This is a genomic window from Corallococcus sp. CA053C, assembly GCF_003611675.1.
Classification (GTDB): domain Bacteria; phylum Myxococcota; class Myxococcia; order Myxococcales; family Myxococcaceae; genus Corallococcus.
In genome coordinates, this window is record NZ_RAWA01000404.1 from 1 (window position 1) to 9,029 (window position 9,029).

The following is a 9,029-nucleotide window of genomic DNA, read 5'->3' on the forward strand; positions in this document are numbered from 1 at the left end:
GTGCGGCCGTCGCTACGTTGAGGGCGGGAGGTCGCGTTCCTGCCCCGCGACACGCCTGCCCATGGACCTCTACAGCGCCGCCAGGCGGATGGCCCGCCCCTTCCGGTTCACCAACCCGGCGTCCTACCGGGAGGTCTCCCTGGCGGGCCGCGGGGTGATTGGCGATGGAAGCTCCTGTGCGCTCGTCCGGCCGGACGGCGTCATTGACTGGCTCTGCTTCCCCCGCTTCGACAGCCCGAGCGTCTTCGCGGGCATCCTCGATGACGAGAAGGGCGGCATCACCGGCATCACCCCCGTCGTGTGGCCCTTCGAGAGCCTGCAGCGCTACGACCCGGACACCAACGTCCTGGAGACGCTGTTCCGCTTCGAGCGCAAGGGGGCCATTCGCATCATCGACTACATGCCGTGGACCAACGACCCGCGCTCCACCGTCCACGAGGTGCACCGGCGCATCGAGTGCCTGGAAGGCGCGGTGGAGCTGAACATCGTCTTCGATCCGCGCTTCGGGTACGGGGCGTCACAGACGCGGGTGGAGCGGGAGGAGCACGGGCTCGTCGCGCGCGGATCAGGAGGGGAGCGGCTGGTCGCGGTGCTCAGCGGGGCGGCGGAGTGGCGGCCCTGCGGGGAGCTGCGCGGCCAACCCTGCCGGGGAGACACGGGCCTCCAGACGCGCATCCGGATGGGGCCGGGCGAGCGGCGCTGGATGATCCTGTCGTGGGATTCCGACCGGCCGGAGCCCCTGGCCGCGTACCGGCCCTTTGATCACCTTCGGGATACCCGCCAGGCCTGGCGCGAGTGGGCGCAGCAGCTCCACTACGAAGGGCCGTGGCGGCACCACGTGCTGAGATCCGCGCTGGCGCTGAAGATGCTGATGTACGGCCCCACGGGCGCGATGGTGGCCGCGCCCACCACGTCGCTCCCCGAGTGGATTGGGGGCCCGCGCAACTGGGACTACCGCTTCAGCTGGGTCCGCGACTCCGCGATGGCGGTGCGCGCCACCAACCTGCTGGGCTTCCAGAGTGAGTCGCGCGAGTTCTTCTACTTCGTGCGCGACACGTTGCAGCGCGGTGACACGCTTCAGGTGATGTACACGTTGGACGGTGCGCCCGTGCCGCCGGAGCGGGAGTTGGATCACCTCGCCGGCTTCCAGGGCTCGCGGCCGGTGCGGCTCGGCAACGGCGCGAGGGACCAGTTCCAGTTCGACACCGCGGGCGCGCTGCTCGACGCGGCGTACCTCTACGAGCGCTCCGGCGGGCGGCTGCCGCTGCGCACCTGGAGGCTGCTGCGCTCGGTCATCCAGACCACGGCCCGTCGCTGGCGCGAGCCCGACCACGGCATCTGGGAGCCGCGCCGGGAGATGCGGCACAACGTCCACTCGAAGCTCATGGGGTGGCTGGCTTTGCGCCGGGGGCAGCACCTGGCGCGGCTCTTCGGGGAGACGGCGCTGGAGCAGTCCAGCGCTGGCCTGGCGGACGTCATCCGGACGGACATCCTGCGCAACGGCGTGGACCCGGCGCGCAAGCACTTCGTCGGGTCCTACGGAGGGAATGAACCGGACGCCGCGCTGCTGCTGCTGCCCATCGTCGGCTGCTTCCGGGGGACGGATCCGTTCATCCTGAGGACGCTCGACTGGCTGCGCGCGGAGCTGGGCACGGGCCCGTTCCTGCGCCGGTACCGGATGGATGACGGGGTAGGGGGGCCGGAGGGAGGCTTCATCCTCTGCGGCTTCTGGCTGGCGGAGGCGCTGGCGCTGGCCAATCGCATCGAAGAGGCCGAGGACGTCTTCGTCGCGCACGCGGAGGCGTCGAACCACCTGGGGCTGTTGGCGGAGGAGATCCACCCGTTGACGCGCGAGCAGCTGGGAAACTTCCCGCAGGCCTTCAGCCACCTCGGCCTCATCAGCGCCGCCGCGCGCATCGACCGTGCGCTCCGACTTCGGGATGAAGGGGAGTCGGAGCCCCCGCACCTGCTGGAGCCGGAGCCGCCAGCGATTGAGTGAGTTTCGAGTTCCTGAAGCTCGCTGTCGCCGGATTGGAGCCTTGAGGTCAAGGCGCTGCGCGTGCGCCGATCTCCGGGAAGCGCTCGTAGGTCCGCTTGAGCGTGTCCAGGTGGGTGGGGTTGTCCAGGTCGAGCGGCGCGTCGGTGAGCTGCACGACCCAGCCGCCCGACGCCGTGCGCCGCGCTCGCTTGAGCACTTCAGAGTCGCGGGCAGGGTCCGGGAACCCGATGACCTTCGCGGCAGCCGCAGACCAATAGTTCAGCCACCCGAGGTAGAAGGGAATCTCAGGCGAGCGGATGTGATCGAAGAGCTTCAGGGCGGGCAGACCCCGGCGTGGAGACGGTGGCCCCTCCAGCGTGGGGGCTGTCTGATACGCGATGTCCAACGCAGCGGCATCCGGCGTCGCATGCCCCCAGAACGCGTGTGCGCCCTCCCCGACGTGCTCCAGCATCTCCCCCGCTGCCGCGATAACGGACGCGTCTAGCGGCAACTCCGCATGCACGTGGAGCTGCGGCTGACCGCCCGGGCTGAGGCGTCCCGATCTTCCTCTTCCCGCGACCGTCACGGGGTAGCTCTCGTCGCCATTGCACAGGAGCGGGAGCTTTCCGCGTGTTGTCGCCTCAACGAGCCATGCGTCGCGTTGCGGTAACTCAATGAGTCGCCCTCCTTCGCCTACTTCCCACTTCAGGCGCAAGCCAGGCAGTGCCTGTTCCATGCCACGGACGACAGCGAGTGTGCGACCGTCATTGGCCACGAGCGCTGGCGCGTAGACGGCCAGAACGAGGTGATTTCGAGGGGTCATCGTTTGCATCCCGTGACGACGATCTTGAGGGAGGGAAGGACAGCGAGCAGCGCGTCTTTGTGCGCTTGGGTGCTCACCCCGATCACATAGCCATATCCGCATGCCGCCGCTGCGTCTTGCTCCTTTTCGATTTGCTCCAACTCCGTCTCAATCTCCCGCTTCTGGATGAAGTAATTGTACGAGTCGAATCGATGGGTCTTGATCTCCCACAGTACGCGCACGCCGACTTGCAGCGCATCGAAGCGCACCCCGCCAACGAGCACGTCCATTCCGGGATAGCGATTGGGAGGGACCTTGTCGGCGCACTGGTTATGCGGGGTATCTCCGCCCGCGTGAGGCACTGGAACCGGCTCGCAACTGGCGCGTCCCGTCCGGTCCACGAGCACAGGCGGTACCGGGGGCTGCTGGTCCTGTCCTGCGGGCTCCGGCTCTGGCTTGAGCTTGCGTTGCGCTTCCGCCTCCCGGGAGGCCACCTTCGTTCCGCGTGAGGTCCCTGCTTCCTCGGGGTAGGCGTGGCGGAGTTCATGCGCATCCATCGCTTCCTTGATGGCGACGGCGACCACCACCACGCCCAGGACGATCACGGCTCCCACGACGATCTCAGGAGCCACCAGAACGCAGAGCCCGATTCCCATGGCACCCGCGCCCGCGGAGGCGACCGAGCATCTTCCCGCGGTGTCGTGGAACTCGAGCCGGTCATGGTCGAGGGCCTGATAGCACCGCTCCACCAGCACGGGCCAAGGCTGGGAAGCCTCGCGGACAACGCACTGCCCACCGTCCGCCCAGGGCAGTGCCGCCGCGCGCTGGAGGTTGGCGAGTCGCTGGCTCCGGGTGCTCCGCGTGCTGGGAGGCGGCGTCGACGTAGCGCAGGCGGAGAGGAAGAGCAGGAGTGCGAGGCAAGCGCGGAAACGCATGAACACGGCCTTTCAACCCAATCAGGGAGCCATGGGGCAGGGAAGGCCCGTCCTGGAGTATGTCAGCATCCGCTGCCTGCAAGGGTGCTTCGCGCGGCAGGTCCCCATCCGTATAGGGCCCGGCGCGGGACTCGGCCTCATCAGGCAGTCCTCTCTGCAAGGTGGGTGAGACAGTCCGTGCAGCAGCAGCTGCGCTGGACGGAGGTGGACGTGCGGCCCCCTCCCCGAAAGCAGCCCCGACTCATCCTTTCAGTCCTTCGCGAATCCCTCCACCAGGTAGAGCTGGGAGAGCGCCTCGCTGTAGCTGTACGCGTAGGCATTCCCGTCCGCGGAGATCGCCAGCGTCATGACCGAGACGAGCCCCGGCAGGGTTCCGCGCGCGGGCACGGTCAGGTGCGGCACGCTCGTGCCCGTCTTCACGTCGACCCGGGAGACCTGGACGGGAAGCGAGACACTGCGCAGGTAGAGGGCCGCGCCGCTCGCGTCCCAGCCCACCACCAGCTGTCCCGGGAACGCGCCCGGGACCACGCGTTGCGCATCACCCGTCGCGGAGAACACGCGGAGGCTTCCCGATGCATCCACCGCCGCGAGCCATGCCCCATCGGGGGAAATGGCCGTTTTGAGGCCGGTGCCTTCCGCCGTGAGGGGCCGGGGGGCTCCGGCGCCCGGCTCGAACACCCACAAGCGGGCGGGACGCCCCTCCTGGCTCGCGTGCAGGAGCAATCGCTTCCCATCCGGAAACCAGTGCGCCGCAATCACCGTGGCCACCGGGGCGAGTGACACCGGGCGCGGTTCCCCCGCGCCGGTGGGCAGCAGGAAGAACTCCATCCGCTCCCCATAACGCACGACCAGCACCTGCTTGCCATCCGGGGACAGCGCCAGGGGATGCCCGTCTCCCAGCCGGACCGGAGGCGCGCCATCGGTGGTGCGCAGGTACGCGCCATAGGTGGGGCCTTCGAGCTGTCCTTCCTCGGAGATGAGCATCATCCGGCCATCGTGGGACAGGTCCGCCATGAACGAGGCGTTCGCCAACGTGAAATCCCTCTCCTCCCCCGCGCGCCCGAACGCGACACCCATCCGGGTCACCGGGTGATCCACCAGGACGGTGCCATCGTTCGAAATGTCGTGGAGCACCATCCGCCCGGCGATCCGATCCACGAGCCGCGTCGTGCCTCGCAGGTCGACCGCGAACAGCGCGGTGCCTACACCACTGGTTTGGGTGGCGGTGAACCACACCTCGCTCCCATCCGGAGCCCACGCCAGTCCCCGGGTGCTCGCCCAGTCTCCGGAGAGTTCCCGGGGCGGCCCGTCCTTTTCCAGCACCCACACCCCGCCCCGGTCGTCCGTGCGCTCCGATTTCGGGACGAAGGGGAGTCGGAGCCCCCGCACCTGCTGGAGCCCGAGCCGCCAGCCATTGAGTGACCGTGTTCTTGCTCGACGGCGAAGCGACTACAGCGGTCCCGAGCAGCTCTGGGTGTGCACGCCCGCCGGGCACCCGTCGTTGGTGATGTTCACGTCGCTGGGGCCACAGCCGGTGAAGGCCAGGAAGAGGAGGTGCGCCCCGCGTGCCCTGGACCGGCCGGTGGGAAACCGGGAGGCTGTCCAGACCTTTTGCCGACCCCGTTCGTTCCAAGGGGACCTGACGGTGCAGCCCATCCACCACCCCGCTGGAGAACCCCCCATGTTCAAGTCCCTGGCCCTCGGTCTTGGCCTGCTCGCGCTTCCTCAAGTCTCGTTCGCCGGCGCCCCCAACGCGGCCGCGAAGCAGATGGCGCCTCCCGCGAGCCAGGTGCCTGAAGGCCCCGCGCCCGTGATGGTGGACGCGGCCGTGTCCGCGCCCCGGGTGCAAATTGCCTTGCTGCTCGACACCAGCAGCAGCATGGATGGCCTCATCGATCAGGCCCGGCGCCAGCTCTGGACGGTGGTGAATACGTTCCAGAAGGCCCGTCGCGACGGCCAGATGGCCCGGTTGGAGATCGCGCTCTACGAATACGGCAAGGAGAGCCTCCCGAAGGAGTCCGGCTACATCCGCCAGATTCTTCCCTTCACCACGGACCTGGACCGCGTCTCCGAGCAGCTCTTCGCGTTGCGCACCAACGGCGGGGATGAGTACTGCGGGCAGGTCATCCAGAAGGCCACCACCCAGCTGGCCTGGAGCAAGTCGAAGGAGGACTTGAAGCTCATCTACATCGCGGGCAATGAGTCCTTCACCCAGGGCCCCGTTGCCTATTCGAAGGCCGTCGCCAGCGCGAAGGAGCACGGCATCGTCGTGAACACCGTCCACTGTGGCCCTTCGCAGGTGGGGGCCCAGGACGGTTGGACGGCCGCGGCGACGCTCGCCCAGGGGCAGTCGCTGAACATCGATCAGAATCGCGCGGTGGCCCAGGTCTCCGCCCCGCAGGACGCGGAGCTCGCCCGGCTGAGTGGGGACCTGAGCAAGACCTACCTGGGGTACGGGGCCCAGGGCTCGGCGGGCAAGCAGCGGCAGGCGGCGCAGGACTCCAACGCCTCGGTCAGCGCCAGCACCACCGCCTCCCGCGCGGCGTCCAAGGCGAGCCGCCTCTATGACAACTCGAGTTGGGACCTGGTGGACGGCGCCAAGAAGGGGGCGGTGAAGGTCGAGGCGCTCCGGGAAGAAGAGCTGCCGCCGGAGCTGAAGGGCAAGTCGGTGGAGGAGCGCAAGGCCGTCGTGGAGGCGAAGTCGAAGGAGCGCTCGGACATCCAGGACCGCATCCAGAAGCTCCAGGGGGAGCGGGTGAAGTACTTGGCGGAGCAGGAGAAGGACGCCGCGAACAAGGGCGCGGAGACGCTCGACACGGCCATCATCCAGTCCGTGCACAAGCAGGCCGCGGCCCGGAAGCTGATGCTGGAGTAGGCCTCGCGGTGGGACGGGTCCTCGCAGGCGAAGCCCCGCTCCAGCCGTGTAGGGCCCGGCGCGGGACTCGGCCCCATCAGGCAGCCCTCTCTGATGCGCCTCGGCTGTGCAGGGGGCTTCACACCCGTGTGCCAGGCGCTGCACGAAGGGCTGGGCGAGCGAGGTTGCGTCCGGGCGGGAGCGGGGCCTTCCCGGCTGGCCTCAAGGATGCATTGCTAGCGCACATGGGCCGGGACCGAGCTGTTTCCCTGATGGACGACCTTCGCGCCGCCAACCCCAGCGAGCACACGCGCTGGCTGGCCGAGCCCGACGAGCCGGCCTTGCGCGAGCTGCTTCACGCGCGCTACGCGCAGACGTATTCCTACCCGTTCCTCTACGAGCCCGGCGGCGCCGTGCGGCTCTGGAGGGACGGGGCGCTGCTGAGCCTCGGCGAGTTCGACGCGCGGGGGGCGCTGCTGTGGCACACGGGCCTGTGGAGCAAGCCGCAGCGGGACTCGCTGGACTCGGGGCTCTCCGTGGCGCTGCCGAGCCGCCGCACCCTCATGGGCCGCGCCGAGCACGAGGCGCTGTGGGGCTCGCTGCTGGAGCGGCTCGGGCGCTGGGTGGGCTTCCTGCACCAGAACACCTCCACGCTGCACGTCATGGCGCAGCGCTACGCCTCGCGCTTCATGCGGGCGAAACCCATGGGCCTCGTCGTCAACTACACGCGGGGCGAGACGGTGATGGGCGTGGAGGAGGGCTCGGGCGTGCCCATGCAGGCACTGGCGATGACGACGGTGCTCGCGCCCCCGCCGCCACGCCGGCGCTACCTGCCCGAGGGCCCGTGGGGGAGTGGCTCGCGTCCATCCTGGCCGGGGTGGGGCTCGCGGAGTCGGTGGCCTTCACGCCGCTGGAGCGCCGGGCATGGAGCGAGGGCGCCGTGCTGCGTCCGCTCGACTGGAACGCGTCGCTGCGTCTGGAGCGGCGGGGCCTCGTGGGATTCAGCGCGGAGGGCACCCCGGCGCTCACGTCGGAGCGGGCGCGCGTGGACCTCATCCACCTGCCCATGGGCGAGCCCCAGCGGGTGGCCGAGGGGACGCCGGTGCTCCTCGCGGCCGGCTTTCTTCCGACGGGCATCCGCCTCCACCAGCGCGAGCCGGATGAACTCGTCTTCCAATACGTGGCGGACCCGAGGGCCGCGTGCGAAGCCGTGAGCCGCGCCCGGCTGGACGGCGCGGGGGCCCGGGAGCTCTTCGCGGGATGGAGGGAGCGATGCGCGCGAACTTCGTAGACACGCTGATGGCGCGGTTGGACGGCGAGGTCGCCACCATCTGGGCCACGGTGCTGCTGCGGCTGGAGGACAGGCCCGACGTGGCGCTCCTGCGCCGGGGGCTGCGCGCGCTGGTGCGGGAGAGCGAGCGCCTCAACGTGGCCTGGAACGACGCGCGCCGCGCATGGGTGCCCGCCGTGCGCGGGGACGCGGAGGTGGACGCGGCCCTGGTGGAAGGCGCGGAGCCCCTGTCCGAGCCCGACGCCGTAGCGCGAATCATCAACACGCGGGTGGACCTCACGCGCGACGTGCCGCTGCGGCTGCACTTGCATCCCATGGTGGACGCGGCCCAGGGGCCCTGGCTGCTGGGCATCCAGTTGCACCACGCCATCGGGGACGCGAAGGCGCTGGCGCACCTGCTGGAGCGGCTGTGGTTGCTCTGCGCGGGACGCGGGTCGGAGTCGCGCCCGCTGGAGCCCTCGACGCTCACGGATGGCAAGGTGCTGCTCGCGGCGCTGCGCCAGCCGGGCGTGGTGCTGGGGCTCACGAGTCCGCGCCGGCGGCTCCTGGCGCAGCGGGGAATGGGGCTGCGCCGAAGTGGGGACACCGCCGGACGCGCGCTAACGGCCACGGCGCGGCTCACGCTTCCCCAGGGCACCACGGACCTCCAGGCGTCGGAGGTCTTCTTCTCCGCGCTGCTCGCGGGCGTGGCGCTGCGAGAGTCCCCGGCGGACGGACTCATCCGCCTGCGCATGCCGGTGGACCTGCGGCGGATGCTGGGGCTCGGGCGGACGCTGGGCAATGGCTGCTCCGCGGTGCCGATTGAGATCTCCCTGAAGGAGGTCCGCGCCCGGCTGGAGGCCCCGCGCGAGCTGGCCCGCTACCTCCGCTCCGAGGTGCAGCGGGTGCTCGATGAGGGCGTGCACTGGACGACGGCGCTGGAGTGCATGGCGGTGGCCCGGTTCGCACCGGCGCGGGTGCTGCGCAAGAACGCGCGTCCCGGGCTCATCGCCGAGCCCCGGACGAACACGCTCGTCGTCACCTACCTGGGACGGATGGACAAGCACTTCACGGAGGCGCCGCTCCGCATCCGCTCCATGCGCAGCCACACGGCCACCTGGGGCGCCACGGGCCTGTCGTTCGCGGACACGCTCAACATCAACACGGCGGCCTTCGAGGGCCTCTGGACG

Annotated in this window: 7 protein-coding genes; 4 read left to right on the top strand and 3 right to left on the bottom strand. The window is 69.9% G+C overall.

All coding sequences use genetic code 11. The features are described 5' to 3' along the window. Positions 1-1,999, top strand: a 1,999-nt coding sequence (locus tag D7V97_RS35210; protein WP_233583421.1) for a glycoside hydrolase family 15 protein, incomplete at its 5' end; no start/stop codon positions are given. Positions 2,000-2,045: 46 nt separating this feature from the next. Here D7V97_RS35210 and D7V97_RS35215 read toward each other — a convergent pair. From D7V97_RS35215 to D7V97_RS35225, 3 genes are all read right to left on the bottom strand, one after another. Further along, positions 2,046-2,801 carry a DUF5953 family protein gene (locus D7V97_RS35215; protein WP_120615007.1) on the bottom strand — a complete coding sequence of 252 codons (756 nt, stop codon included), beginning with the start codon at positions 2,799-2,801 and terminating at the stop codon, positions 2,046-2,048. Next, a complete protein-coding gene (locus D7V97_RS35220; protein ID WP_368668985.1) occupies positions 2,798-3,535 on the bottom strand; it encodes a DUF6310 domain-containing protein in 738 nt (245 codons plus the stop codon). The genes D7V97_RS35215 and D7V97_RS35220 overlap by 4 nt, the downstream gene beginning before the upstream one ends. 429 nt (positions 3,536-3,964) lie before the next feature. Then, a complete protein-coding gene (locus D7V97_RS35225) occupies positions 3,965-5,038 on the bottom strand; it encodes a hypothetical protein (protein WP_158623524.1) in 1,074 nt (357 codons plus the stop codon). 358 nt (positions 5,039-5,396) lie between these two features. Between D7V97_RS35225 and D7V97_RS46690 the strand changes: the two genes are divergently transcribed. The 3 genes from D7V97_RS46690 to D7V97_RS35245 form a co-directional block, all read left to right on the top strand. Continuing rightward, a complete protein-coding gene (locus D7V97_RS46690) occupies positions 5,397-6,590 on the top strand; it encodes a VWA domain-containing protein (RefSeq protein WP_158623525.1) in 1,194 nt (397 codons plus the stop codon). Positions 6,591-7,413: 823 nt separating this feature from the next. Continuing rightward, positions 7,414-7,860, top strand: a complete 447-nt coding sequence (locus D7V97_RS35240) for a hypothetical protein (protein WP_120615011.1) — start codon at positions 7,414-7,416, stop codon at positions 7,858-7,860. Further along, positions 7,842-9,029: hypothetical protein (locus D7V97_RS35245; protein WP_147445107.1), on the top strand; the 1,188-nt coding region annotated here is incomplete at its 3' end. The genes D7V97_RS35240 and D7V97_RS35245, both read left to right, overlap by 19 nt.